The sequence below is a fragment of the Paenibacillus sp. P4_E11 genome, assembly GCF_056401635.1.
Map to the genome: position 1 here is coordinate 1 of NZ_JBFUIX010000062.1, position 25,986 is coordinate 25,986.

The following is a 25,986-nucleotide window of genomic DNA, read 5'->3' on the forward strand; positions in this document are numbered from 1 at the left end:
TAATTATCCGTACCGGTTCCTGTAGTTTCGTTGAAATCTCCGACAGCCCCATATTGTTCGATATCCACCCCATGGTCGGCGATGCTTGCCGCTAAGCTTTTAGGTTTAATTCCTAATTTCAACAGATCCCCTATTTTATCAGTCAGTTCTGGATAACCTGCTAAGTTGGCGATGTTTAATTCGTCTTCGCCCCCCCTGCTATGGGTTGCCGCATGCAGCTCAGTGTTTTTTGCAAAAGCAGGCTGGGCTCGAAGCAAACTTCCTGAAGCTACGACGATACCTGCCATCCCTATCGAAGATAAAATCTTCCTTCTACTTACTCTATTTTTACTCTCTGACATGTTCATTCCTCCTTATAACGTGTGATAGAAAGAATCGTTGGCGATCAGTCAATTTCTTGACAAAGMGTTCCTGCAATATAACGTGGTCCACGAGGATCATCAAAGTAATAATAGGTCACCAATATAAGGTCATCCTCCATTTGGACTGCACTAGTATAACCAAGATCTACTCCCGGGGCGTCGTCACGCAATACCGTCTCATGGACCTCCTCCCAGTTTTCGCATTCACTGTCGAGAAGGAAACCACGGATTCCGAACGGTTCAAACCGGTAGCCGTAGGATATCAAAACCTTACCGCTTCGCAGTTGAAGAGCATGATACGGACTTGGGGAATAAATATTCCTCTTGACCGGTTCGGTCCAGGTCAACCCTCCGTCATACGATTCCGATGTAAACAAGGGACTGATTTTACCGTTAGGCTCCGGCCCCCTCCGGCTCCCCGAACGGAGGAAGGCAACGATTTTTCCAGTAGGTGTTAAGTGAAGCATCGGTTCGTTAAAGGCATATTCGTCTTGTTCCAGTGCAGCCAATCGGGTCCATGAAGCGCCGCGATCCGTCGATTTCATGATGTAGACCGAACCGCCGTGCTGCAAGTTCTCTTCACCATAAGTCGGCAATACAATTGAGCCGTCTTCGAGTTCTACCGCATTACCGCGCACGGCCCAACCGCCGCCCTCGACGCGTATCGGTTTATCCCAAGAATATCCACCATCGGAGGAACGAATCGAATAGATGCCTCCTAGCCGGCCAACCCAATGTTCGAATACAGGATGATCCATCAGACGGGATAATCCGGCATCTTCTTTACGAAATACTTTCCATAGGAAGTAAGTGCAGAACAGGGTTCCATCCTTTAGCTTGATGATGCACGGATCCTGCACTCCGGCAGCAAAATCGTCGTACAGGAGAGAAGGTGCGTCCCACGTATTGCCATTATCGCTGGAAGTGACAAACACCGCTCTAGCCGCCGGGTCCACATGAGTGGCGTCGCCATATTGCTTTTGGCGATCCGGGGCTTGCCGGAAGGCCACATAAATACTGCCGTCGTCGCGTACGACTGCGTTCGGGAATGTATTATAATGCTCATCCCGACAAATAATGATGTCCTTTATTTTCTGCAGCATTGAACCGTTCACCCTTTCTTTACCATTATCTCTTTGATTGGCAGCACGAACATATAGCCCATCAATGTTTCATGGAGACGCATCCTGTTGATTTTTCTCAAAGCCTGCAACTCCTTATGGAAACAGAACATTGCTTCTGTTGATCTTTTACTTCAGCTTCTTCACCTCCCTCTCGCTTCGTCTTGCATTTTTTTGATAAAATCGTCTAGGCTGATTTTCCCCAGCTCCAACTGCGGCCTCTCGCGAAGGAATAGATCTGAAATCGCCGCTTTAATAGCAGCATCCTCTTTGGACGGGCCATAAACGCTAACGGATGGGATCGTTTCGTCATGGATCCGCTTAATCGTATCGAGGAACGCTTTATCGTATAGATCCTTGTGTACCTTCTTGTCTTTATCGATAAACTCATTGAAGATGTTGTAGAACACATCTTTATTGACTTGCTTGTAAGCCGGATATGCACCTATCAAATCAGGGATTTCCGTGGATAGGAATTTAGCGAATAAAAACGATTCTTCCGGATATTTCGTCTTTGAATTTACCGAATAGCCCCAGCCCAGCCCTAGACGAGATACCTTGGCTTTAGAGCTTGCATCATATCTAGGCATGAAGGTTACGCCGTATTTGAACTTCAACGAGTCTTGACCCAATACCCCGTCGTTCAGCTTTCTCATCGACCAAAGCACCGGCGTCCACCAATTGCCTGTCATCATGGCCGTCTTTTGTTGAGCGAAGAGAACTCGTTGATCCATTTTTTCAAGCTCTTTCTTCAAATTGGTAGGTGAAACGCCGCTGTCGGCCAGCTCTTTATTTAATGCGACGGCATTTTTAAATCGAGGGTCTGTAAAGTTCGGTACGTTGCCATCCTTTAGCCAGTTCCAGCCGGCATTGCTTGCGGAATCCAAGAAATCATTCATGATTCCAAATACCTTGGTGTTTCCGTTACCCGACGACAATTTTTTCGCCATGTCCGCAAGTTCCTGCATCGTTGTATTTTCGTCCGGATACTTGATGCCCTTGGCATCAAACATATCTTTGTTATACCAAAGCATGTTCATGGACACCGTGTAAGGTAGAAAATAATGCTTGTCGTCTACAATAACATCATTGATGGCTGGACCGAAATCTTCATCCATTTTGAGTCCAATTTTAGCTGCCAGCTGGGTTATATCTAGCAGCATCCCCTGAGTGGCCCGTTGCGCAATGGCTAAATTGTCCATTAGAATGACATCCATCGTCTCGTTGCCGGCAACCGCAACATCCAAAGCTCTAAAATACTCCTTCGGCGTGTTCGGAAACTCCTTATACTCAATCTCAATGTTCGGATGGTTTTCCTTCCACTTTGCAATAATACGTTCCGACTTTCCGCCTGCGAGGTAACCGTATCCCACCCACGTTAATTTTGCGTTTTTTGCATCTGCCACAGGCTTCACGGGCTCCTGTTTTCCGGCACTGGATTGGCCCGTTTGTTGGAAGCAACCGGCTGCTAGAGCAACTACTGCGTAGCTTATTACGATAGTACGCAGCCATTTGGCCACTGATTTCATCGGTTTTTATACACCCCTTTGACAATCTATACTCATTATAAGCCGATTCTAAATAGTGGCACAGAAGGTAACTGTCTGAAATGGTAGGTGAAAGTAACCACATTTATAATAGGTGATTCATGTACTCCTTGGGGCTCACTCCCGTAACCTCTTTAAACACCTTACTAAAATGCTTAGGGTCGGTATATCCGACCATTTGAGCCAATTCGTAGTTTTTGACCGAGTAATTTTGCTTGAGGATCCGGATAGCGCTACTGATGCGCATTTCCTTCAGATACTGATTGAAGGTCATCCTTTTTTCATTCCGGAATAGCCGCGACAGATGCTGCCGGCTTACGCTGAATTGATCTGCAAGATCTGTAAATACGATATCCTCATGAATATGCTCATCCACATATTTTATTATTTCCTTGACGATTTTCCTGGTGCTTCCTTGAAATAGAAAATGATAGGTTTCGATCATCCCTCCCAGGATGACACCCATCATCCGATGGAGTGCACGAAGATGAGAAGCCTCGAGGATGGATTGTACCGCCCTAGCAACACTTTCCTGCGATACGATGTCGTCATGAGCCGACTCCCTTAACACTGCGGCGGCTTTCAGGAGCAAGTTCACATAGTACTTGTACACACTTTCCGGGGTATAGCAGGATTCGCTGCTTAACTTAAAAAAAAGCTCTGACAGCTTCGCCCGGACCGTCCCCGGGTGATGCGAACGTACGGCCTCGATAAACTCCGACTCCCAGGACTCCGATAGTTGAAGTTCTTGATAGTTGTTAACGGGAAACGATTTTAGATGAAACATTTGTTGTCCGTTATAAAATAAGCACCCCTGCAAATGAGCTGCTTCTCGTAGTACTGCATTATATAGGTGGAGATTTTGATTTCTAAGGATATCACTGTACAAAATCGCTTTTGCATCATTCATTACATCCATAATCGCTTCCGCACTGCTCTCATCTCGGTGAGTTGTTATCGAATTGGAAACAATCAGCACGACAAGACCGATCCGCTGTTTTTCAGCCAAATAAATGGTCGTCTCATTGCCCAATATCTGAACTAATGGTTCAAACAGCCGCTGCTTAACCTCATCCGCCATCCAACGATCCCCTTTTCGTGGAGCAAGCAGAAGAAACTGAAAGGACATCCGTGGAAAAGATTGTGCAATTGTTTGCGGGAATGACGATAGGTCTTCATGGACGTATTCGGCATTTATCCATTTAAACAACCCCATCTCGACAAATTGAACGGCCATCGCCTGAATGGTTCCTTTGTGATTCTCTGTATCGGTCTCTCTTTTTTTCTTGATCTTCTCAAGCAGCCGTATGACATCCTGTAGATCTACTGGCTTCAATAAATAATCAACCGCCTTCAGACGAAGGGCTGCTTGAACAAAATTGAAATCACTGAAGCCGCTGACAATAACGACCGAAACGTGAGGGAACTTATCAGCTATGATCGCCAACAGTTCAAGCCCCCCCATTTCCGGCATTTGGATATCAAGAAAAACGATTTCTATATGATTTTTGTTTAAATATTCCAATGCTTCCAAGCCGTTTCCCGCTTCCGCCTCAACCTGAAAGCCGCAATCTGCCCATGGGATGTGCTTTCTCATGCTTTCTCTAATTACCGGCTCATCCTCCACAATCATCACAGGGATCATCTCATGACCTCCTTGTTTTCGTATATGGATTCTATACGGGGTAAGGATAATTGTATTTTAGTCCAAAATAAAGGTCGGCTTGTGACCGACATAGTTCCCTTGTCCCCATATACGAGTTGGATACGCTGCCGTATATTGCTTAGACCTATTCCCTTTTGAAGGTTAGCATCCGTCGTGCGCTCACTCTCTAACATCAACCGCTTCCCATACTCAATGCCGTTGCCATTATCGGCCACAACAATTCGAATTTGATCTTCGTGAGCTGCAATTTGAATGAATAAGCAACCTTTCCAGCCGTCCGTACGTTGTTTTTTATCGATCCCGTGCAACAGGGCATTCTCCACTAGCGGCTGTAAGATAAACTTTAAAACGGGCAAAGTTAGCACCTGCTCGTCCACATCCCATTTGATCCGAATACGATCCCCATACCGCAATTCCTGAATGGACAAATACGCCTGAATGTGCATCAGCTCTTCCCGTACCGTAACCATCTTCATCCCTGTGTGAATGCCGGATCGAAGAAAAATAGACAGGTGTCCGATAATACTGGAAACCCGGTTCGGTCCCCCTCCCATATCAATCGCCATCCATTTGATTGTATCCAATGTATTATATAAAAAGTGAGGATTGATCTGTTGAAGGAGGTGAGAGAGCTCCGCCTCCCGATTTTTCAATTCGATTGAATGAAGGTTGCGCGTCAGACGCTGTATTTTTTCAATCATATCGTTCAAATGACCAGCTAATTCATCGATTTCGTAAGAGCCGTAAACAGCCGGCAGGCGCATGTCGGGCCAACRCTCCTGTATCGCATTCCGAAGCTGAATAATCAGTTCGCGAACGGGCTTCGCCATCCTGTTCGAAACGAGCGTAATGACAACTAGAATGATAGCAAGCATAAACAATAGCATATATCCATTAAACAGCATGATTTCCTGCTGAGCCTCATTGAACTGAGACTCGTCCAGTGCAGTGGCCATCTTCCAATTTGGTGTCTGAATCGTATCGTAGAGCACCATGTAACGCTGGCCGTTCGATGAAAGCTCCAAACTCCCCGCTGACTGTTGCGCTATTCCTTTTACCGGAATGATTCGTTCATTGCTGCTGCTTTTCCTATAGATCTCGTTGCCTTGCCGATCGGTCAGAAGAAACTCGCTCGACATTGCGGCTATTCCGCTATCCGTTAAACGAAGAGCATTTTTATCGAAGGCGATTACGTAGTATCCCAAATGTGTATTTCGCTCCAGCAGACTGAACAGCTTCCTTGAGGTGATAAGCACGTCATTGCCGAATATATCTTTCGGTTCGTTCAAGAACAAGGTTTCCCCCATTGAATGCTCAACCTGCTGAAAATAGGACTTCTTCGTGATAGGCTCATTATTGATGAGACTGTTGATGGTGGAAAACAATAACTCGCCGTGCTTGTTGTACAGGTTCACGTATTTAATATTTCTCATATCGATCTGCTGATAGGAGAATGCTTTAAGAAGCTCCTGGTCCAGCTTTATACGACTATCCGCTTCGTGCATCAAGCTCTGTACGGAATCATCAACGAAGATCATGTTCGATGCTTGCGCGGAGTAGCTCAGATTAGCCTCTAAAATGTTACCGATCTGGTGAACATACTCTTGATAGTATTTTTGGAGGTTGTGTTTGATTTGAATAGAAGTGTAATGATAATTAACCGCATATAAGAGGGCGGCTCCCAGTACGCTCAATCCGAACATGTACGAGAACAGCTTGAATCGAAAGCTTACTGAGAACGTCTTACTTGTTCTGTAAGCAATAAAGTCCTGAATGTTGTCCACCTGTTTGATTTCCATCAGCTGTTTCTTTAGATGCTCAATAGGAGACATCATTTTTCGAGCGAAAAGTGTTGTGAGACCCGTCACCGTTATGAATAGTGCTAGGAGTACGTATAATAGAGCCTCACGATTACCTCTAACCATTGCCTGATATTCCGGGTCATCATCGATTGAGAGACGCAGCTCGAAGCCGGAAGTTGTGTTCTCGATGTGAAACTGATAAATAGATTGACTTCGGGTGAGCTCCTTCAACGTTTCATAAGCAATGCTGACTGCAATCGCAATGTCTTCTGTAAGCGGTCTCACAAAAATGTAACGATTTCCGAAGAAGAGCGTTTCCTTTCTGTCATTAAAAAGGGGAACATATACCCATTTTCCCTGTTTCGTTAGCAGCGCTTCCGTAAATTCATGAACTCGATACAAATTGATATCTTTCACATCAGATCGCTGATAGCCGTACCAATTAGGTGAAAGAACTACCTCTCCGGACTTGCTGGAGATCATGATGGAATCAATATTAGTGTATAGCCGTGTCAATTGCAGCAAATGATTTTCAAGCATTTCATATTTTTTGAATTCTTCGTAATCATCAGTTGTCGGGGCATCCACTTTCTGCAGGAGCTCTTTATTCTCGCCTACAAGGCCGGCGATTTTTTCAGCATATTCCAAGTAAACATTCAAATGATTGACTGCTTGCTCCTGTAAGGGCTCCATTAAAGTTATCCGCTCTGCATTCACTTGTTTCATGGAGAACGTGTAAGAGAGCACAGCTATCATGATAAAAAGGAATGAGGTCAACACGACGGTAACCCATATGATTTTAAGTCGGAAGGAATTTTTCATGTAACCTCAACTTTTTTTTGAAGATAATATACAGTCCGGAACAAATCAAGTCATATAACTTGCGATTTCATTCCTCTCTACATGCACGGAGGTTCCAACAAATGCCTCTACATATATGGTTTTTTTCACAATGTCGTCGTTGGAATCACGGAATCGAAACACGTTATGAATGATTTCTACGTGAGACGTGTTATTCGGTTTACAATAAATGACTCCGTACCCGGCGATTTGACTAAAATCGTTCTGTCGCAGTAACGCTGTTCCTGTAAAAGAAGTGCTTAAATGGATACCATGATCAACCGTTCCGTGGAAGCTGTTCCGTTCAAAAATCACTGACATCTCCTGTCCTCCGTTCAAATGCGCGCCGAATGAGCGGGCATCGACTATCTGATTGTTTCGGAACTCAATGCCGTGGCATGACAATCGATTCGCAAAAACATGAACCGCCCCATGCCCCATCACAGCATGACCTCCCTTATAAAGGGTGTTACCGATTACCGATATGTGATTCACACCGAATGTCTTGAAGCTGTCCTCAGATGCTATATATATCGCTGCTGAGAATGGTTCTGTTACGATATTGTTTTCTATTGTGACGTATTCCCCCCCAACAACCGTGATTCCCCTGCCATTTTTGTTTGCTTGGACATTATTATTTTGTATACGGATATTACTGCATGGTCCTCCATCTTTATCGTAGGAAACGACAGCGATTAAATCATCTCCTGTTTCAAGCACCCGGTTATACTCAATTAACAAATTGCAACTGCGGTTAGTGTTATGAATACCGTCCGCCTTAGTCCCAATAACCGTATTATTACGAATGATACCGTTCGTGCTTTCGTAAATGAATATACCCGAGGCGCTAGAGTTTTCAACAATCGTACGCTCGATTATGAAATGGTTAGCCGAGCGGGTTCCCAGTCTCTGATGATCCCTGCCTGTAAGTCGCTTTTCGGAGCTGCTGGTCAATTTTACATCACACAACGAGCTGCCCGATCCGATAAGGCGAAAAGCCTGTTTTTCAGGGTGATCGGCTCTAATGATGGAACGCTCTCCATCACCGAACACGTGTATGCCGCTCCATTCCACCACTTCCAATTGTCTGTACTCACCTTCCGGTATGTACACTGCTAAGTTATGTTTTTGTGCATAAGATATCGCTGATATGAGGGGTGAGGTATCGTCTGCCACCCCGTCACCTACAGCTCCAAATTCTTTCACGGAGATATAGCTGGCTGTATCCAGTTCATACGCGAATTCGAAAATTCCCCCATTATGTCCATCGTCATCCTGTGCGATCGCCCTCAATCGATATGAGCCGGCTAAGAAAGGAGTACTATATTTCATCGCAGTCCCTGACGTTAACGGATCGCTGTCGTCCGTTGTATAGTAGATCGTCGCATATGGTCTCGATTGTAACATAATACGTTCGCCGGCACGAACTTTGCCATAAGGAAATGCTGTTATTTTATTTTTCATTTTGTGATTCCACGTCCTTTCTACGCCCATTATGAGAGACGGCCCGAATATGTTTCAGGCCGCTGGATTTACTATATGTTCAATCCATATTTTAAGAGCTTGCGGGGTTTCGATCGTCTTCTTGTTCCATACCTAGAACTTTAACCTAAGGAGTATTCGTAAGCCCTGCTCTTATAACACTTCCATCAATAATCTAAACTCATGATAGCATGTTCCAAAATAAGGAGAAAGAAGGTGAATGTCTGAAATGGTAGGTAAATGTAACCGCTTTAAAAAAATGTAATAGGCTGAGTCGGATCGTAACGAAATGTTTCCATGAAACGGTCCAGCCCTATGCGTATTGAGGCAAGATCGTCCTGATGATCGAACGGAGCCCATACCGAAGGCAAATGCGCCGAAAAAAGCACATACGCCTCGAGTTCGGCATGCAGATCGAAAAGCTGGTTCACAGCCTATCCGCCGCATTTGAGACCCGGTTATCCGAAAGTGGAGTGGTTCTCAATCTCCTTAGTACGTTGTTCAATGACGTGTCCAAAGATACGGGTACCACCAGATATTACGCGATTGTCGGCCCTCTATTACGCTTCCCATGCGGATAACCGTCAGATCGGCGAGCAGGCTCGAAAACGACAACTTTCAACTATTAATCAACCATCTACTGTTTTTGGGGCGCAACCTTACGGTGGAACAAAGGGATCAGCTTTGGATCTATCACTGTATTCTGATCTGTGTTCTGCGTGCTATGCTCCTGAAGAAGGATTTTGATTCTTTTGACGAAATGATCAGGGCTTTAACGGCACAGCATTTTATTCAGGGCGGCAGAGCGCCGATGATCCGCACGGATATTTTGCGAAAGCACAATCTGGATATTCCGGGAACGTTTGAAGAGCTGTATACGGTGTTGAAGAAGCTTAAGGAAGCGTATTCGGACGCGTACCGTGGACAGCAAGGGGCGTCGGGTCGTTTGCAGGTTGAATTAATATACCGTGACGCTCTGGCGATACACTGTGAACCAGCGACATATGACACGACAAGGTCACGCTTGGCATAACCGTTTGTGCATCCAGGGTGCAACCGTGATAATAATATTTTTCTTTGTTATTTCCTTCACATTCTGTCCTGTTAATTCATGAAATAAATCCTGCCGTTAATCCCAACAATAACAAAAACCAGCTAGATCAAGGGTTTGATCTAACTGGCTGATATTTATTTCCGATCGTGGTCTCGACTATAACCATTACTCACACATTAATGCTGCTAAATAACCTATACCTTGAACGCCTTCATCGCTTTGCTCAATTCGCGGATGCTAGGACGCTTGCCATACATCAGAACCCCGACGCGATATATCTTCGCCGACAGCCAGCTAAGCGCATAGACGGACAAGGCTGTGATGCCGATCGACAGCCACACTTCCCATACGGCTGGATCGCTCATCCCCACGCGCAGGAACATAATAAGCGGTGAGAAGAATGGGACGAAGGACATTGCGACGACGAGTGGAGCGGCCGGATTCTGTAATCCGTACATGGCGATCATGAACCCAGCTACGATCAGCATCGTAAGCGGCATAATAGCTTGGCCGACCTCTTCGGTACGGCTAACCAACGATCCCACCGCAGCGAACATGGTGGCATAGATGAAGTAGCCGAGCAGGAAGAAGATTACGAAGTAGACGAGCAGCATCGGATCCAGATCGCTGATGTGAATGTCCATCTCCTTCAGCTTCTCCAGGTTGCTCGGAATAACGAGATTGGCTGCAGCCACCCCTACGAAGATCACAATCTGCAGAAGCCCCAGTAGGCAGATACCGACAATCTTACCGAACATTTGCTTGAGCGGCGAGACGCTGGTGATCAGGATCTCCATGACCCGCGAGCTTTTCTCCGCTGTAATTTCCATGGCCACCATATTGCCGAACCCGATAACACCCATGTACAACAGGAACAATAGCGCGTACACCAAAATATAGGCCATCGCCATTTCCGATTCTGTCTTGCCCGTATCCCCCTGCTGCAGTTGAACCGTATCCAGCTTCACGGCTGACGTCAGCTTAGCCAGTTGGTCCGGCTTCAGCCCAATGTCCTTCATGGTGACTTCAGACTTGATCATCTGAAGCACGGTCTGCAGCTTGTTCGTAGACGAGAAGCTCATGGATTTCTTGGACTTATACGCGGCCTTCGGGAATCCTGCTGCCGGATCATCGGTCAACTCCAGCACACCCTTGATTTCCCCGGCATCGATACGATCCAGCGCCAGCTTCTCATTGCCTTCCTTACTCCCTGTGTTCTTCAGCGGCACAATCTCATAATCAGGCTTCTCTTGCTTCGCATAATAAGCTTGCAGCATGGTGGTTATTTCCGTACCACTCTCAATGACGCCGATCTTGGTGGCCTTAGCATCCGAGAACCGCGAGATTATACTCGGCAAATTAATTAACAGTGAGAGAATAACGGCGATAATAACGGTCGTTACTAGAAAAGATTTGGAATTCACTTTATTGCGAAACGTAAATTTCATTACAGTCATCCATTTATTCATTGTCGCCACCTACCGTCTTTATGAAAATTTCATTCAATGTAGGCTCCATGATCTGGAACCGGTTCACTTCGGTTTGCCGCATCGCCGTCTGCAAAATATCTTGACCAACACTAGGATCAGATACGCGAATTTCGGTCCAAGCCTGCAGACGTGTTACATTCAAAACACCCGGGATTTCGGATAATCCTTCTACATCCTGCTCGGTATCCAATAAGATGCGTTCTCTTGGGAACGAGCGCTTGATCGCCTTCAATCCGCCCTTCAACACCGTGTTCGACTTATGCAGAATACAGATGTTCTCACACAACTCTTCAACATGATCCATCCGGTGGCTGGAGAACAAGATTGCCGTGCCTTGGTCGCGCAGCTCCTTAACATTCTTCTTGAGTAGCTCGACATTAACCGGATCCAGTCCGCTGAACGCTTCATCGAGAATAAGAATGTCCGGATTATGGATGACGGCCGCGATGAACTGGATTTTCTGCTGATTCCCCTTGGACAATTCTTCGACTTTCTTGTCGTAATAATCGCTCACCTCGAACTTTTCCAGCCAGTTCTTCAGGTTGCGATCTGCCTCTTTGCGCGACATGCCCCGCAACTCCGCCAAGTACAGAATCTGCTCATGTACCTTGATCTTCGGATACAGGCCCCGCTCCTCAGGCAAATAGCCCATCAACTGCTTCAGTTCTTCCCGATATCCTTGACCTTGCCATTGAATTTGACCTGCATCCGGCAGTATAAGTCCGAGCACCATCCGCATCGTAGTCGTCTTCCCCGCGCCATTCGCGCCCAGCAGCCCGAAGATCTCACCCTTGCGGACTTCGAATTCGACTCCATTAACTGCTGTCTTGCTGCCATATTGTTTGGTGACTCGCTCTAATTTAAGCGCTGTTTGACTCATTGCACCTTCATCTCCTTTTTACCTTGCATAATTAAGTTAGCTAATATTTCATCAAGTTCAATAGATTGAATTTGTTGAATTCCGATACCTGCTGCCCGCAGAGCGGCCTCCGTTGCTTGCGCGGAATGACTCACGATGCGGCAGCCGCGGAACGTGTCGACTACAGCGATGCCCGGGATCGAGGTCAACTCAGCCGGCTGAGCCTCCACCCAGAACGACTTCCAGCTGTCGAGAAGCATGTCTTTCTCATAAAAGCCGATCAGCTTGCCTTCGTACATGAACGCTACGAAATCCGCGAGCCGCCGTACCTCCTCAATCGTATGTGTGGCCATGACGACCGTTCGCGTCCCATCCGCCATATACTGCTGGATGTCCTCCAACATCAAGCGCCAGGCCAACGGATCAAGACCGGACGACGGTTCATCGAGCAGCAGCAGCTCAGACTCCTGGGCCATCGCCAGACTGAACGCGATCCGACGCTTCATCCCCTTGGACAATGCTTTCACTTTGCGGCGCGGGTCGATCTCATAGCGCTGGAGAAACGCCTCCCATTTCCGTTGGCTCCAGGTCGGATACCAGTACGCATAGAAGGACGCATACTCTTCCACTCGCCACGCCTTTTCTTCCCCGTAGGAGCTATCCGGAACATAGGCGATTCGTTGCTTGATCTCCACTTCTCGATCGGCATACCGCTCTCCGAACAAGGCGATCTCACCAGAATCCGGCAGGCCGATATTCATTAGAAGCTGGAACAACGATGTCTTGCCGGAGCCATTCGGACCTACAACGGCCAGTACACACCCTTGTTCAAGCTGAAGATTAACGGGGCCCAGTTGGAAATCAGCGAACGATTTGCTCAGCCCCTGTATAGAAATCGCAGGTTGGTTGTTGTTCATTTAGGATTCCTCCTTTGGTTGATCAGAACGTGGCGGCGGGTACCATTCATCCACAGCCTCCTGAAGCAATAGCTCCATCTCCTGACGGGTGAACTGCACTCGCTTGGCCGTATCGAAAGCGGTCCGCACCGCTTCCAGCACCGCTTCCTTGCGGTACCCTTGCCGGTCCTGCACGCTTACCGCGGCGACGAAGGTGCCGGTGCCTTGCCTCGTTCGCAGCAGCCCCTCGTTCTCCAGATCCTGATACACCCGGCGAATCGTTATTACGCTGCAGTTCAAATCAATCGCCATCTCACGGATAGAGGGCAGAAGTGTACCTTCCGTCAACTGACCGCTCACGATCAAGCCGCGGAGTTGAACTTCGATCTGGTGGTACATCGGTTCAGGGGAGTCGGGAGATACACGAATCGGAATAGGCATGCCGTCACCTCCTCAAGCGTTTCTTTAGAAACGCACTTCGTAAGCATCATCTCAAGCGTTTCTTTAGAAACGCACTTCGTAAGCATCATCTCAAGCGTTTCTTCCGAAACGCACTTCGTAAGCATCCTCTTCATCGGCTGTATTCCCGTGAGCGAACACGCCGTTCGGTCATTCTGATCCATCCCATCGTAATAGGCACCGTGAGCAATAGGCTGAGTAAGGGTACCAGAATACCGAATCGTTCCACCAGCTCGACTGACTTTATAACGATACCTAACCCTGTCATCCCAGCTACAACCGCCAGAAGAATCGTTCCGATGCCGCCCACACTACACACGAGCATGTATCGTTTTCCGGAGCCGCCAAGTTCGGCATATACGTAGAATCCGCCCATAATGATACCGAAGCAGAGCCATAAGATTATCCACTCCACATATTGGAGCAAGTCCAGCCGATCCCTGAACCCAGCTATGAAGTACAGGGCGCCGAAGAAGATGATGGAGATGGAGAGCAAGCTGACCAGCAGCGTCTGGAACCGTCCCAGCACCAGTTCCTCCACCCGGATGGGCATCGTCCTAAGGAACAAAACCCTCTTCGAGAACGTGTCATGCGACCAGTAGGTGCGGTATTCCTTCGTCATCATGAAGCCCATCGCGCTCATACAAGTGAGCATGAGTATGTCCACAGCTAAAGTGTCTCTCCACCCCACCGTATCAGGCGCAAGCGGAAGCAGGTCCCTCAACCCCATAGCTATAAAAAAACTGAAGTATAGATTAAACACAACCGATATCATAAATCCGACCTTGCAACTCTTTATGTTGTGCTTCGCTATCCACCAAGCCCGCTTCCAAACCATCTCATCACCCTCATCAACTGTTCATGTCTGTATAGTGTGTATATCTATATGAACAGTATACACATGGCACGATAAGGATGCAACCCTTTTTGTGGTAAAATAATTTCGAGCCTGCCACTCTGTGGGGTGAAACCGGGCTTAAGGGTTAGCGCTTGAGTAGCTTGTAAGTCATAAAATCGATAAATAGTGGAACTGAGTTCTCTTATTATTGAAAGGCACTTCATTAGTCCGAATCGACAGTCGCAAAAGTATACAGGGGGATGCAGAAGATGCGTGGGGGGGCACGGGGGCATAAAGTGCAGGATGTACGTGGAATGCAGGATGTGCGTGGAATGCAGAAGTAGCAAGAATTGTGTGGGGAGCATGGAATGCAGAGGGTGCATGAAGTGCAGGGGGTGTGTGAAAATGCAGGGGATACTGGGATTGCAGAAGATGCGCGTGGTACGTGAAGTTCAAGGAGAGTGAAGGAGATGCGAGCGGTGAAGGAAGCGAAGACGAAGATCATTACTCTTGGCGTATTGGATCTAATTCCCGTGTACCCGGGGACGACCGCTTCTGCGGCGCTGGGACAAGCGGTTAAGCTGGCACAGACCGCCGAGAATAATGGCTATGCTCGGTATTGGGTGGCCGAGCATCACGATATGGAGATGCTCGCCTGCTCAAGCCCGGAGGTGGTACTCGCCCACATCGGCGCACAGACGGAGCGCATCCGGCTCGGCTCTGGCGCTGTGCTGCTGCCGCACTACAAGGCGATCAAGGTAGCAGAGACGTTCAACCTGCTCGCGACACTGTACCCTGGGCGAATTGATCTTGGTTTGGGACGAGCTCCAGGTGGATCGGCCCATCTCAGCATCGCGTTAAGCGGCAATTTCCTGGAAAATGTCCGACAGCTGCCGGATACGCTCAGGGATTTGATGCTGCTGCTGGAAGGTCGTTATCAGTTGGAGGGGCAGTCCGTTACGGCACGCCCTGTACCCGAGATCCCACCCGACGTATGGATGCTCGGGACGAATCAGAAGAGCGCAGCCTACGCGGCCGAATTCGGCACCGGCTATGTGTTCGGCCAGTTCATGAGCGATGCCGACGGGACCGAAGTGCTGGCCGCGTATCGGCAAGCGTTCCAGCCCTCGCGACTGTGCCCGCACGCGAGGACTATCGTAGCCGTCGGCGTCATCTGCGCCGAGACCGAGGAGGCGGCGCTGCAACTGGCCGCCGAGAGTGCCAGCCTGTTCCGGCCGAAGGCCGTGACGTCAGGCGCTGCGAGCGAGCCGCTAGCAACGGGTGCTGCAGACACAGCAAAGCCCACCAGCAATCCGAAGCTGCTGGTAGGCAAACCACAGCAAGTCAAAGCCCGCCTGCACGAACTCCAACAGCTATATGAAGCGGACGAGTTCCTCGTCGTGTGCCACATAGCGGACTATGCCAAGCGGCTGCGGTCTTATGAGCTGCTGGCTGAGGCGATGCTAACCGATCCATGATCGGTTGGCCCGAACCCAATCAGCGTCCCCATTGTCTCCGCAGGTGCAGCTTCCGCTTTATTATACACATCTTCCAGCTGCTCCAGCCGGTAAATGCCGGTAATAAGCGGGCGAAGATTCAATCGACCGGAGGCGAGGATGCGGATAAACTCCTCCAGATTGCGCTGCAGCGTCCAACGGACATAGCCGTACGGATAATCCCGGCCTTCCTGCTCATACGCTCGGTCGTAACGTCCCGGTCCGCCAGCACGAGAGATCGTAATCTGCGCTTCCTTGGCGAATAGCTTGTTGCGTTCGAACTCTGTATTCGTATCGCCAACGATGACGATCTTGCCTTTGTCGCAAATCCAGTCAAGCGCCTGATCGATCAGTCGGTGCGCCTTCGTATTCGCGCAGATAAGCACGCAATCCGCACCGTGGCCGCGCGTCGCTTCGCGAACCCGCTCCAGCAACGCGTCGGCGGATGTATACACGTCCACGATGCCTGCCTCCTTCGTAAGCTGGCAGCGCGTTTCCATCACGTCCATCGCGAACACGCGGTATCCCGCCGCTTGCGCGATCTGCGCGGCCAATTGGCCGACGATGCCAAGCCCCAATACGACAACGGACTCGCCGAACCGCAGGTCCGCTTGCCGCAAGCCTTGCAGGGCAATCGTCGCGATTCCCGCGAAGGCCGCTTCCTGCGGATCTACATGATCCGGCACCGCTGCAACATGGTTGCGATTAGCCAGGAAATACTCAGCATGCGTAGTTGCCCCATAGCAGGCCGCCCGCTGCCCTACCTTCAAATGCTCGATGTCCTTGCCTGCTTCCGTGACAATTCCGGTTGCGCTGTACCCGAGAAATGCATTGATTCCTTTGCGCACCACCATCAGTTCCGTGCCTGTGCTAACTGCCGAGTAGTCGGTCTTGACTACGACGGAACAATCATTCGCTGTCGGCATGGCAACGTCCGCAATTTCCAACTGTCCATTCCAACTTCTTGCCGCCTTCATCTCTCTCATCCACCCCTATTTCACTTGATTCAACTTACCCTTTTACACTTCCAAGCACAATCCCCTTGACGAAAAACTTTTGCAGAAACGGGTACACCGCAAGGATGGGCAGCGCCCCGAGGAAGATTTGAGCCGCCTTGACGGTTTGGTTCGACAATTGCTTCATGAGCTCTACGTCACTATCGGACATGGCGCTCATGTCCTGCTGAATGATGACCGTCTGCAAGTAGCTTTGCAGCGGGTAATTCGTCGGGTCATTCATATAGATCAATCCGTCGAACCAAGCATTCCAATGACTGACCATCGTAAACAGCAGTACCGTCGCCAGCACCGGCTTCGATAGCGGGATGAATACGCTCCATAACGTCCGCATGTGACCCGCACCGTCGATAAAAGCAGCCTCTTCTAATTCTTTGGGCAAGCCGCGGAAGAAGTTGAGCAGCAAGATCATATTGAATACCGGTACAGCCCCAGGCAGGACAAGCGCCCAGATCGTATCCATCAATCCCGTATTTTTCACCGTCATATATGTGGGAATGAGGCCACCGCCGAATAGGATCGTAATGAAGAAATACCAGACATACACCGAACGAAATTTGAAATCCCTCGTTTCCTTGGACAGCGGATAAGCGATCAGCACACACATGATCATATTCAGCGCCGTACCGAGTAAGAGCCGCTGAAGCGAGACCCCGAACGAACGGGTAAACTCTTCTTTATTTAATACAAAGGCATAAGCCTTCGTCGTGAATTCGATCGGCCATAACCCTACCCGACCCGCCGCCGCTGCACTGCTCGAACTGAATGAGACCGCTAGCACGTGGACGATCGGGAACAAGCATAGAAAAGCCAGCAGAGCCAAGAAGACATAGTTGCTGACTAGGAACAACCTGCGACCCCATGACGGATTCTCCACCATAATGCGTACCCCTCCTGTTGTTCAGCGTCAGAATATCCGGTAGTTGGCCAGTCGGCTGGCGAGTGTATAGGATATAGAAATCAAGATCAGCGAGACGATCGATTTCAACAAACCTACAGCCGTTGACAAGCTATATTGGGCATCTACCAAGCCCATTCGGTATACCATAGTGTCGATAATATCCCCACTCTCATAGACGAAGGGGCTGTACAGATTGAAGATTTGCTCGAAACCTGCATTCAACACTTGTCCCAGACTGAGCGTCATCAGCAGCACGATGACCGGACGAATCCCGGGCAGCGTAATATGCCATGTCTGCCGCCAGCGCCCCGCACCGTCGATAACAGCCGACTCATATAGCGCCGGATCAACGCTCGACAAGGCAGCCAAGTAGACGATTGTGCTGAAGCCGAATTCTTTCCATTCATTCGAGATGACCACCGTGTAAGGGAACCACTGGTTGTCGCCGAGGAAGAAGATCGGCTTGATCCCGACCCAGCCCAATACTTGATTCACAATCCCCTGGCCGGGGGATAGGATGTCGATGAGAATACCGGCCAGGATCGTCCAAGATAAGAAGTGAGGCAAATAAATCATAGTCTGTACGGTTCGTTTGAATACCGTTCGGCTCACCTCATTGATGAGCAGCGCGGTGAAGATCGGCACAATCAAGCCGGCTATAATTTTCATCAGGGCAATGAAGATCGTGTTCCAGAACACCTCCATCGTACTCGGCAGGCTGAACATGTACTCGAAATTGCGCAAGCCCACCCAAGTCGAACCCCATATGCCTTTGGCTGGCATATACTTTTGAAACGCCATCACGAGTCCACCCAGCGGGATGTAATGATAGATGAACACGATAATGGCTCCTGGCAGGATCATGAGATGGAGCGGGAGCTCCCTTAGACGTTTGGCGTTCATTGCCGCCCCTCCTCTGTCGAATTTCCAGGTGCTTAATTATTTCTGCTTAGCGTACCAGTCGTTCACTTCCTTGGTGATCAGATCGCCGCCTTGCTTCTTCCAATCCGCGACAAACTTGTCGAAAGCATCGATCGGCTGGTTACCCGTAATGATCTTGATGAACGTTTCATTGCGTAACTTATCCAACTGCTGGGCTCTCTCCACCATGGTAGGGGTCGGCGTTGTGTAGAACTGATTCGGCACGAATCGGTTCTCCTTGATAATCTGATCGATGATGCTGGCTGAGCCGCCTGGACCGTTCTGCGCGAACTCACCCCAGACACTCTTCTGCCCGCCCTTGTACAGCATGATCTTGTCGTACACTTTCTTCTTCTCCGGAGCCAGTTCTTCCGGCTTCAGCTTACCATCCAGAACCGCAGTAGCCTGACGGTAGTTCTCTATATTGTTGTCCGGCAAATAAATCTTGACTGGCGAATACGTCCATAATGCGGATTGATCCGTTACGCTTGGGTTGATGAATTTGTAGAATACTTCTTCGGATTTATTGTAGTAGTACGTTTGCAGCCAGAAGTCCATCATTTTGAAGATCGCTTCCGGATTTTTCGTGCCTTTCTTCACCACCCAATAGTATGAGAAAATATTGAGCGGCAGTCCCGCTTGGAACGCTTTCCCATCCACGGTTGGCATCGGATACGCCTGCCATTCTTGATCAGGTGTAAGCGACACGAGCGGAGCGTTAGCCGAGCCACGGCCGCCGATCATCATGCCGATCTTGCCGGCTCCGATGCTTTCGTTCACCTTCGCGGTGTCCTTGACGATGAATTCGGGATCGAATTGACCGGCTTTGTACATCTCGTTCAACTTGACCAGCGCTTTTCTCATCTCCGGCTGAATGTCGTTATAGGCCAGACTTCCAGAGGCATCCTTGAGCCAGAAGCCGGGATATGCGCCGAGCCCTTGCATGAAGCCGCCAGCCATGTTGATATCTTTTTCCATCGCCAGACCGAACGTGTCGTTCTTGCCGTTGCCGTCTGGATCATTCTTCGTGAATGCGTCGGAGATCGCCACCAAATCGTCAATCGTCTTCGGGTCAGGGAGATTCAGCTTCTGCTTCCAGTCTTTGCGAATCCATAGGATGGCTGGGCCTTCCTTCGCTACCCCCGACCATGGAATCGCCATAAGCTTCCCGTCCACCGTAGCGGACTTCAGCACCGTCTCACCGGCTCCCTGCATCACCTTCTTGACGGAGTCCGGCGCGTAATCATTGTAGAGCTTGGTCATGTCCTCCAGCAGCCCGGCTTCCGACAACTGCTTGAACTGCTGCGGTGTGGCCGCGAAGAAGTCAGGAATTTCCCCGGAAGCGATCATCAGATTCGTCTTCTTGTCATATTCCGTCTGAGGCACGTACCACTGGGTCTTTACCTTGATGCCGTATTTTTCTTCTAATGTACGTGTCCAGATGTTGTTGTTGATATCTTCCCCGTTGAAAAACTTCGTTGTGGCAAAACTGTAGTTCACCGTTGTCATTTCTATTGCGGGTGAATATTTTTCTGGAACCGCTTTCTTATCTGCGGTCGTGGCAGCCGTCGGCGCAGGACTTCCCTTCGTCTCCTGGGTATCCTTGCTACAAGCCGCTAACAATGGAACCGCTACCAGACATACACTTACTAATGCCCCGATCTGACGTTTCATTTTGTTTCTGCCCCCTTCATTTCGATGGTTCAGATAACCACTCGGCTATCCGTATTCCCATCATAGTAACCGCCTTATTCCCAGACAAGAAACCATTTCGACAGTTTTATTCCTGCCCGACACAACGTTCATCTGCAGCCAGTATCTATCCATACGGAATAAAACATTCGAAATTGAATAACCGGATTCCATGGACGAAAGCGCTCTCTTTCCCTATACTCAGTTACAAGAAGGCTTTTTTCCACAGGGAGGGAACGGTATGTCAAGACCGCTGAGATTCAACCGCAAATCGCTGTTCACCAAACTTCTGTTGGGCTTTACCGTCCTGATCCTAATTTCGTTCGCATTCAATGTGTGGGCTTATCGATTTTTCCATAATCGGATGATCGAGCAATTGGTCCACTCCAGCACCCTCGGGCTTGCGAACAAGGTCGATAGTTACGAGAAACAGTTCTCGCAAATTGACGATCTGCTTACGATGAATTTCTTCGATGCTTCCTTAACTTCGCTTAAGAAAAGCAATTTTGATTCCAGCTTCCCCATCGTGAACGATCTGGCTGATAAATTCAAGGCGATCACCAATAATTACAATTCGAGTGTTGAGAATGCCTTCATCTACTACAAAGACCAGGACTTCGTGATCGATAAAAACGGTTATAGCCGCGCCGAGGATATGTTCGACAAATACTATGTCAGCGATAATTACGGAAGCGATTTCTGGACAAAATCCTTCCAGGAAGACTTTCATCTGAAGGTGCTTCCTGTTGCGGAGTTCAAGCTATTCCGGTCTGGCTCCTACCTCAATGCCAACAAAGGCCATTATTTGCCGGTCATTGTACGCAATCAGATTGGCAGCCCCTTCTACATGGTAGCGCTGGTGGACGCCGAGCGGATGTTCGGGAGCTTGTCCAACGCGAGCGCCTCAGACGGATTCTACATTACGGACAAGAGCGGTAAGCTGTATTATAGCTCCCGCACGATGACCGACACGGCTCTGCCTTCCCTGCAGGCGGACCAATCGAACGTGTTGTATGATGACAATTACTACTTTTATCAAAAAGGTCCTGTATCGGGCCTGACCTATGTCAGCATCGTCCCTTATGCAGCTATTGCTTCACAATTGAACCGGATGAGCGTGCTGCTGTTAACCCTATTCGGACTGTCCATCCTGATCAGTATCGCCTTCTCGGTGCTGCTCAGCGTCCGCTTCAAAAATCCGGTGCAACGCATTATCGAAGGGCTGCGCGAAATGAATCCGGTTATTCCGCACCACAGTAAGGTGCATGAATTCAACGTAATCAGCGAAAGCCTGCAGCACATCATTGCATCCGTCCACCGTAAAGACACCTTGCTGCAAAAGTACGGGTATCTGGATAAAATCAAAAGCATTCAGTCGCTCGACAACGAGCTTCAAGGGCCTGTAGAGACGGAACGGCCGTTTCACTTCATCATGTTCCATGTCCATCATACCGGGGAATTCGGCCATCTGGGTAAGGAACGTTCCTTGAAGGCCAATTTCTTGCTGGAATGTATCAACTCGAACGTAACGGCAGTATTCCCGGACTCCATGACGATGCAGATTGAGAAGAACCGGATTCTATCCATTATCTTCACCGAACAAGACGTTTCTTCCATCATGATGGAAATGCTGGGAGGCCTCAAGCAGCAATTCGATCCCGATCAAGCCTATTATCAAGTGACGATCGCCTGCCAGACCCGGCTATGGGAGCCGTCACAATTCACATTGGCTTACGAGGCGGCCAGTGAGATGATCCGCCAACGCCGGTTGAACGCGGAGACACAGCTCGTGACCCAGCCGGGAAGCGGTCCGGTGCTAGCGTTGTGGACACCCGAAGAAGACCGAAGCTTTACTTCGCACCTGGACGTAGGCAGTGCCGAGCCGCTGCTGTCGCTAGTCCAGAACAAGCTGCACTGGTTAGGCAAGCAGGATGCCGCAGCGTGGCATTATACGCAATTCGCCAGCGACCTGCTATCGAAGCTGTTAATGGCATTAATGGCTCACAAGATCGATACCGGGCTGCTGCAGCCGGAAGGCTCGCCGTCTCCGTTCGATGCCATGGAAGGATTCGTCGATGCGGGGCAATATCAGGTGTTTCTGGGGAGTGTGACGGAGCGCGCCGCGGGGTTGATCCGCGAGAAGCGTGACGCTTGCGACCCAATCGTCGACTTCGTTAACCGCTTCATCGAGCAGCATTACGGCGACGATATATACCAGGAGCTGATCGCCGACCGCTTGAACATCTCCGCCGGCTACCTGCGCAACTACTTCAAGGATAAGACCGGTCGGCACTTGAGCGACTACTTGAACGAGTACCGGATGGGCAAGGCGAAGGAACTGCTTCAGCACACGGAGGAGCGCATCCAGGACATCGCCGCCAAGGTAGGCTACCAGAACGCGAATTCGTTCACACGCATGTTCCGGCGCCTGACCGGCGTCACGCCGGGTGAATACCGCCGCGATCAGCGGATGGTGAATTGATCCCATGCGAAAAACCAGGCCTACGGCCAGGTCCTTGGTGGTCGAGTTTCGTTTGGTGCGTGGTGAGGGTATGGAAGGAGATTCCGACCGTTGTTGAAATCGATTCCTTGGATTGAAATGTTGTCGTGGTTAGGAATCGGTTTCAAAGGCGGACGCTTCGCTTCTCCACTCTCCTGCTCACTACTCCCTTTTTGTTCTGCTTTCCTTCAAGGAGTTTCCTTTGTCCGTACGCTCCGCGTCCGGTTTTTCCGAGTGGAATCTTCTGATACCAATCCCATGACGATCCCACGTAATTACAGGACATCCAATATGCTGAAATCAGATTCAGTAATTTATCCTTCCCAGCCAAGCCGAATTCCCTGCTTCCAGCCCATATCAGTTGAAAAAGGATGAACCCCAAAAATTTATAAATTCTCAATCGTTAAGGATAATGCATCACGGCGTCCCTTGACGCCGTGCATTTGCCGAGACGATGAACAATCAGCGAAGTTAATCATTCTGAATCGTCACAAAAAAGGCCCGCCACAAATCAAGTTTGTGGGGGCACGAAGAACCTTCGATCTCTGTCATTACATTCCAGCACATATTGGAGCAATTGCGCAACCCCGTGCTCCGCGTTGGAGCCTGTAATCCGCCGCGCAGCTTGCTTCACTTCTTCCGATGCGTTGCCCATGGCGACTCCGAGTCCGGCCGCGCGGATCATCGATAGATCGTTCCTGCTGTCTCCCACGGCGACCGTCTGCTCCATCCCGATCCCGAGCAGCTGGCACACTTGCTCGAGCCCACTCGCCTTCGTGACACCTGCCGGACTTAACTCCAGATTCGTCTCATTCGAGCTGGTAACTTCAATGTCTTCGAACTGTTCGAGCCAACTGCGTAACGCGTTCAGCTTATCCGGGTCCTCACTGGCATAGCCGACCTTCAGCCAATCCCTCTCTTCCCAAACCGGTTCTGTCCAATTATTCTTCGACATTAACCCTTCGGTCGAATAAGTCCAGTACCAGACCTTCCGGTCACGAGCGGCATGGATCAGCCGTTTGACGGTCGCGGGTTGAAGCAAGGAACGCGTATGAATCTCGTTCGGCGATTTCCAGACCTCCGCTCCATTAGCGGCTACGATCGGCGTATTCAAGCCTAGCTCATCCGTATACGCTCGGATGTTCTGAATGCCTCTTCCCGTCGACATCATGACCGTTACCCCGCTGTCGATCGCTTTCGCAATCCAGTCTGCATTTTCACGCGAGATACGGTTCTCCTCATTAAGTAATGTCCCGTCCATATCCAACGCAACAAGCTTGTAAGTCAAGGTTAGGCTCCCCCTTCTGTCATTCACTCTCCGCTCTCCATCTGTTTTCTGTACTCGGAGGGCGAACAGCCGGTCAGCTTTTTGAACGTCTTGGAGAAGTGTGTGTAGTCCTCGAAGCCGACGAAGTATCCGACCTCATATACTTTTATAAAAGGCTTTTGCAAATACCGCTTCGCTTCCTTCACACGCAAGTTCAGCAAGTATTGGATGAAAGGCATGCCGAGCGAGCGTTTGAATAGCATACTGAAATAATTGGGCGAAATGCCAAAGTGATCAGCGGCGTCCTTCAACGCGAAGGCTGGATTCGAATAGTGGAGACCCATATACGTCAATGCTTCCTTAATCATCGGATGTCCGACTGACCCCCGCTCGATCTCCGGTTCCTTCCCCGGATGGCTTGCTGCGGGTTGCTGCAGTCGGTTCTTCACTTTCCCCAATACCGACAACAAGTAATCGGAATCGATCGGCTTGAGCAAATAATCGGTCACCCCATAACGAAGCGCCGTCTGGGCGTATTGAAAATCCCCGTAGCCGGATATGATGATGAACTCCGCCTTCAGCTTCCTCTGTCCAATCTCGCGGATCAGAGCGAGTCCGTCCATCCCCGGCATACGAATGTCTGTAATGACAATATCCGGCAAGTGCAGCTCCATTGCAAGCAACGCGCTGTTCCCGTCATTCGCTTCGGCTACAATAGAGAAGCCTTCGATTTCCGTCTCGATGAGAGCGCGCACACTTCGTTTGACTACACGCTCATCGTCAACAAGCATCACTTTAAGCATCGCCATCCACTCCTGCTGCAGATTGTCTGGTTGGATTGGTCACACCCATGGCGAGGTCTGACCTGTTCCGGGATTATACCATTACTCTTTCAGCGAGCCAAGCATCGCACCTTTGACGAAATGCTTTTGCAGGAACGGGTAAACAACCAGAATAGGCAGTGTCGTGAATATGATCGCGCCTGCCTTAAGCATCTCAGGCGTTTGCAATATACTCGGGTCAAACATACTGTTGTCGATACCCGAATCAATCGAACTGCTCTGCACGAGCTTCCTCAGCTTGAGTTGTAGCGGATACAGCATATCCGAACGAATATACATGAGCGCACCGAAATACGCATTCCATTGTCCCACCGCATGGAACAGAGCGATTGTAGCCAACACCGCCTTGGACACTGGCAGCACGATGCGGATGAATACGCCGAGCTCACCGCAGCCGTCGATCTTGGCCGCCTCGATCAATTCCTTCGATACGCCCTGGAAGAACGATTTCATGATGAAGACATAATAGGCACCAAGCGCTCCTGGAATGATGAGCGCCCACAACGTATTCATCATGCCGAGTCCTTTAATGACTAGGAAGGTCGGGATAAGCGGGATCGGGAAGATAAAGGAGAATAAGACGAGTCGCATAATCAACTTCCGCCCCGGCATCTTCGGTCTCGACAGCGTATAGGCGAGCGAGGAAGTAAGGGCCAGACATAACACCGTTCCGGCAACCGTAATGTAGATGCTCACACCCATGGCCCACCACATGTCTTTCAACTGAAACAAGGTCTTATACACGTCCAGGAACAGACCCTTCGGCCATAAGTATACGAGCTTGGCCCCGGCATAGACGGGATCGCTCAAGGAGACCGCGATCAAGTGGATCATCGGAGCGATCATGGTCAAACTGAGTATAAGAATGATCGCCCCATTGGTGATCTGAAATATCGTTTCCGAGCGTTGCCGCAGCATGATGGGTTCCTCCGACT

The 25,986-nt window shown here is 49.5% G+C and carries 21 protein-coding genes; 3 read left to right on the forward strand and 18 right to left on the reverse strand.

Features of this window, described 5'->3' with window-relative positions; translation table 11 throughout:
* The 6 genes from AC1DWB_RS21490 to AC1DWB_RS21515 all read right to left on the reverse strand — a co-directional run.
* A partial coding sequence (locus AC1DWB_RS21490; RefSeq protein WP_477543137.1) for a hypothetical protein occupies positions 1-341 on the reverse strand: 341 nt, incomplete at its 3' end.
* A gap of 44 nt (positions 342-385) precedes the next feature.
* Positions 386-1,465, reverse strand: coding sequence for a sialidase family protein (locus tag AC1DWB_RS21495; RefSeq protein ID WP_477543138.1), 1,080 nt, complete (start codon positions 1,463-1,465; stop codon positions 386-388).
* 161 nt (positions 1,466-1,626) lie between these two features.
* Positions 1,627-3,012, reverse strand: a complete 1,386-nt coding sequence (locus tag AC1DWB_RS21500; RefSeq protein ID WP_477543139.1) for an ABC transporter substrate-binding protein — start codon at positions 3,010-3,012, stop codon at positions 1,627-1,629.
* A 103-nt stretch (positions 3,013-3,115) separates the two neighbouring features.
* Positions 3,116-4,675 carry a response regulator transcription factor gene (locus AC1DWB_RS21505; protein WP_477543140.1) on the reverse strand — a complete coding sequence of 520 codons (1,560 nt, stop codon included), beginning with the start codon at positions 4,673-4,675 and terminating at the stop codon, positions 3,116-3,118.
* Positions 4,672-7,320, reverse strand: coding sequence for a sensor histidine kinase (locus tag AC1DWB_RS21510; RefSeq protein WP_477543141.1), 2,649 nt, complete (start codon positions 7,318-7,320; stop codon positions 4,672-4,674). Before AC1DWB_RS21510 ends, AC1DWB_RS21505 begins: the two co-directional genes overlap by 4 nt.
* Positions 7,321-7,365: 45 nt before the next feature.
* Positions 7,366-8,802 (reverse strand): right-handed parallel beta-helix repeat-containing protein, encoded by a 1,437-nt coding sequence (locus tag AC1DWB_RS21515; protein WP_477543142.1) that lies wholly within the window; start codon positions 8,800-8,802, stop codon positions 7,366-7,368.
* Between the two features lie 682 nt (positions 8,803-9,484).
* On the opposite strand from AC1DWB_RS21515, the gene AC1DWB_RS21520 reads away from it, so the two are divergent.
* Entirely contained in the window at positions 9,485-9,853 is a 369-nt protein-coding gene (locus AC1DWB_RS21520; RefSeq protein ID WP_477543143.1) for a hypothetical protein, read from the forward strand.
* Between the two features lie 215 nt (positions 9,854-10,068).
* On the opposite strand, the gene AC1DWB_RS21525 is transcribed toward AC1DWB_RS21520, so the two are convergent.
* The 5 genes from AC1DWB_RS21525 to AC1DWB_RS21545 all read right to left on the reverse strand — a co-directional run bounded on the left by AC1DWB_RS21525 (position 10,069) and on the right by AC1DWB_RS21545 (position 14,416).
* A complete protein-coding gene (locus AC1DWB_RS21525) occupies positions 10,069-11,343 on the reverse strand; it encodes an ABC transporter permease (protein ID WP_477543144.1) in 1,275 nt (424 codons plus the stop codon).
* Complete coding sequence (locus tag AC1DWB_RS21530; RefSeq protein WP_477543145.1) at positions 11,336-12,244, reverse strand: ABC transporter ATP-binding protein; 909 nt, start codon at positions 12,242-12,244, stop codon at positions 11,336-11,338. Before AC1DWB_RS21530 ends, AC1DWB_RS21525 begins: the two co-directional genes overlap by 8 nt.
* Positions 12,241-13,140, reverse strand: a complete 900-nt coding sequence (locus AC1DWB_RS21535; RefSeq protein WP_477543146.1) for an ABC transporter ATP-binding protein — start codon at positions 13,138-13,140, stop codon at positions 12,241-12,243. The genes AC1DWB_RS21530 and AC1DWB_RS21535 overlap by 4 nt, the downstream gene beginning before the upstream one ends.
* Positions 13,141-13,560 carry a GntR family transcriptional regulator gene (locus AC1DWB_RS21540; RefSeq protein ID WP_477543147.1) on the reverse strand — a complete coding sequence of 140 codons (420 nt, stop codon included), beginning with the start codon at positions 13,558-13,560 and terminating at the stop codon, positions 13,141-13,143. It lies immediately after the preceding gene.
* A gap of 130 nt (positions 13,561-13,690) precedes the next feature.
* A complete protein-coding gene (locus tag AC1DWB_RS21545; protein WP_477543148.1) occupies positions 13,691-14,416 on the reverse strand; it encodes a hypothetical protein in 726 nt (241 codons plus the stop codon).
* A gap of 470 nt (positions 14,417-14,886) precedes the next feature.
* On the opposite strand from AC1DWB_RS21545, the gene AC1DWB_RS21550 reads away from it, so the two are divergent.
* On the forward strand, positions 14,887-15,894 hold the full coding sequence (locus AC1DWB_RS21550) for an MsnO8 family LLM class oxidoreductase (RefSeq protein WP_477543149.1): 1,008 nt from the start codon (positions 14,887-14,889) through the stop codon (positions 15,892-15,894).
* On the opposite strand, the gene AC1DWB_RS21555 is transcribed toward AC1DWB_RS21550, so the two are convergent.
* Genes AC1DWB_RS21555 through AC1DWB_RS21570 form a run of 4 tightly spaced genes read right to left on the reverse strand, consistent with a single transcriptional unit; the run spans position 15,855 to position 20,424 of the window.
* The gene (locus AC1DWB_RS21555) at positions 15,855-16,889 is read right to left on the reverse strand and encodes a zinc-dependent alcohol dehydrogenase (RefSeq protein ID WP_477543150.1); all 1,035 of its coding nucleotides are present in this window, start codon (positions 16,887-16,889) and stop codon (positions 15,855-15,857) included. The genes AC1DWB_RS21550 and AC1DWB_RS21555 overlap by 40 nt on opposite strands.
* A 34-nt stretch (positions 16,890-16,923) precedes the next feature.
* A complete protein-coding gene (locus tag AC1DWB_RS21560; protein ID WP_477543151.1) occupies positions 16,924-17,808 on the reverse strand; it encodes a carbohydrate ABC transporter permease in 885 nt (294 codons plus the stop codon).
* A 27-nt stretch (positions 17,809-17,835) separates the two neighbouring features.
* Positions 17,836-18,732, reverse strand: a complete 897-nt coding sequence (locus tag AC1DWB_RS21565; RefSeq protein ID WP_477543152.1) for an ABC transporter permease — start codon at positions 18,730-18,732, stop codon at positions 17,836-17,838.
* Between the two features lie 36 nt (positions 18,733-18,768).
* The gene (locus tag AC1DWB_RS21570; RefSeq protein WP_477543153.1) at positions 18,769-20,424 is read right to left on the reverse strand and encodes an extracellular solute-binding protein; all 1,656 of its coding nucleotides are present in this window, start codon (positions 20,422-20,424) and stop codon (positions 18,769-18,771) included.
* Positions 20,425-20,683: 259 nt separating this feature from the next.
* Between AC1DWB_RS21570 and AC1DWB_RS21575 the strand changes: the two genes are divergently transcribed.
* A complete protein-coding gene (locus tag AC1DWB_RS21575; RefSeq protein WP_477543154.1) occupies positions 20,684-22,924 on the forward strand; it encodes a helix-turn-helix domain-containing protein in 2,241 nt (746 codons plus the stop codon).
* Positions 22,925-23,453: 529 nt separating this feature from the next.
* Here AC1DWB_RS21575 and AC1DWB_RS21580 read toward each other — a convergent pair.
* From AC1DWB_RS21580 to AC1DWB_RS21590, 3 genes are all read right to left on the reverse strand, one after another.
* Positions 23,454-24,230: a Cof-type HAD-IIB family hydrolase gene (locus AC1DWB_RS21580; RefSeq protein ID WP_477543155.1), complete on the reverse strand. Its 777-nt coding sequence runs from the start codon at positions 24,228-24,230 to the stop codon at positions 23,454-23,456.
* Between the two features lie 23 nt (positions 24,231-24,253).
* A complete protein-coding gene (locus AC1DWB_RS21585) occupies positions 24,254-25,012 on the reverse strand; it encodes a response regulator transcription factor (protein ID WP_477543156.1) in 759 nt (252 codons plus the stop codon).
* A gap of 81 nt (positions 25,013-25,093) precedes the next feature.
* Positions 25,094-25,969, reverse strand: coding sequence for a carbohydrate ABC transporter permease (locus AC1DWB_RS21590; protein WP_477543157.1), 876 nt, complete (start codon positions 25,967-25,969; stop codon positions 25,094-25,096).
* Between the last annotated feature and the right edge of the window lie 17 nt (positions 25,970-25,986).

Excerpts from the sequence above, each read along its gene's own strand:
- AC1DWB_RS21535 (WP_477543146.1), bottom strand. The coding sequence starts at position 13,140 with ATGAACAACAACCAACCTGCGATTTCTATACAGGGGCTGAGCAAATCG.
- AC1DWB_RS21590 (WP_477543157.1), bottom strand. The coding sequence starts at position 25,969 with ATGCTGCGGCAACGCTCGGAAACGATATTTCAGATCACCAATGGGGCG.
- AC1DWB_RS21585 (WP_477543156.1), bottom strand. The coding sequence starts at position 25,012 with ATGCTTAAAGTGATGCTTGTTGACGATGAGCGTGTAGTCAAACGAAGT.
- AC1DWB_RS21500 (WP_477543139.1), bottom strand. The coding sequence starts at position 3,012 with ATGAAATCAGTGGCCAAATGGCTGCGTACTATCGTAATAAGCTACGCA.
- AC1DWB_RS21515 (WP_477543142.1), bottom strand. The coding sequence starts at position 8,802 with ATGAAAAATAAAATAACAGCATTTCCTTATGGCAAAGTTCGTGCCGGC.
- AC1DWB_RS21545 (WP_477543148.1), bottom strand. The coding sequence starts at position 14,416 with ATGGTTTGGAAGCGGGCTTGGTGGATAGCGAAGCACAACATAAAGAGT.
- AC1DWB_RS21565 (WP_477543152.1), bottom strand. The coding sequence starts at position 18,732 with ATGAACGCCAAACGTCTAAGGGAGCTCCCGCTCCATCTCATGATCCTG.
- AC1DWB_RS21560 (WP_477543151.1), bottom strand. The coding sequence starts at position 17,808 with ATGGTGGAGAATCCGTCATGGGGTCGCAGGTTGTTCCTAGTCAGCAAC.
- AC1DWB_RS21525 (WP_477543144.1), bottom strand. The coding sequence starts at position 11,343 with ATGAATAAATGGATGACTGTAATGAAATTTACGTTTCGCAATAAAGTG.
- AC1DWB_RS21540 (WP_477543147.1), bottom strand. The coding sequence starts at position 13,560 with ATGCCTATTCCGATTCGTGTATCTCCCGACTCCCCTGAACCGATGTAC.
- AC1DWB_RS21570 (WP_477543153.1), bottom strand. The coding sequence starts at position 20,424 with ATGAAACGTCAGATCGGGGCATTAGTAAGTGTATGTCTGGTAGCGGTT.
- AC1DWB_RS21575 (WP_477543154.1), top strand. The coding sequence starts at position 20,684 with ATGTCAAGACCGCTGAGATTCAACCGCAAATCGCTGTTCACCAAACTT.
- AC1DWB_RS21530 (WP_477543145.1), bottom strand. The coding sequence starts at position 12,244 with ATGAGTCAAACAGCGCTTAAATTAGAGCGAGTCACCAAACAATATGGC.
- AC1DWB_RS21555 (WP_477543150.1), bottom strand. The coding sequence starts at position 16,889 with ATGAAGGCGGCAAGAAGTTGGAATGGACAGTTGGAAATTGCGGACGTT.
- AC1DWB_RS21505 (WP_477543140.1), bottom strand. The coding sequence starts at position 4,675 with ATGATCCCTGTGATGATTGTGGAGGATGAGCCGGTAATTAGAGAAAGC.
- AC1DWB_RS21550 (WP_477543149.1), top strand. The coding sequence starts at position 14,887 with ATGCGAGCGGTGAAGGAAGCGAAGACGAAGATCATTACTCTTGGCGTA.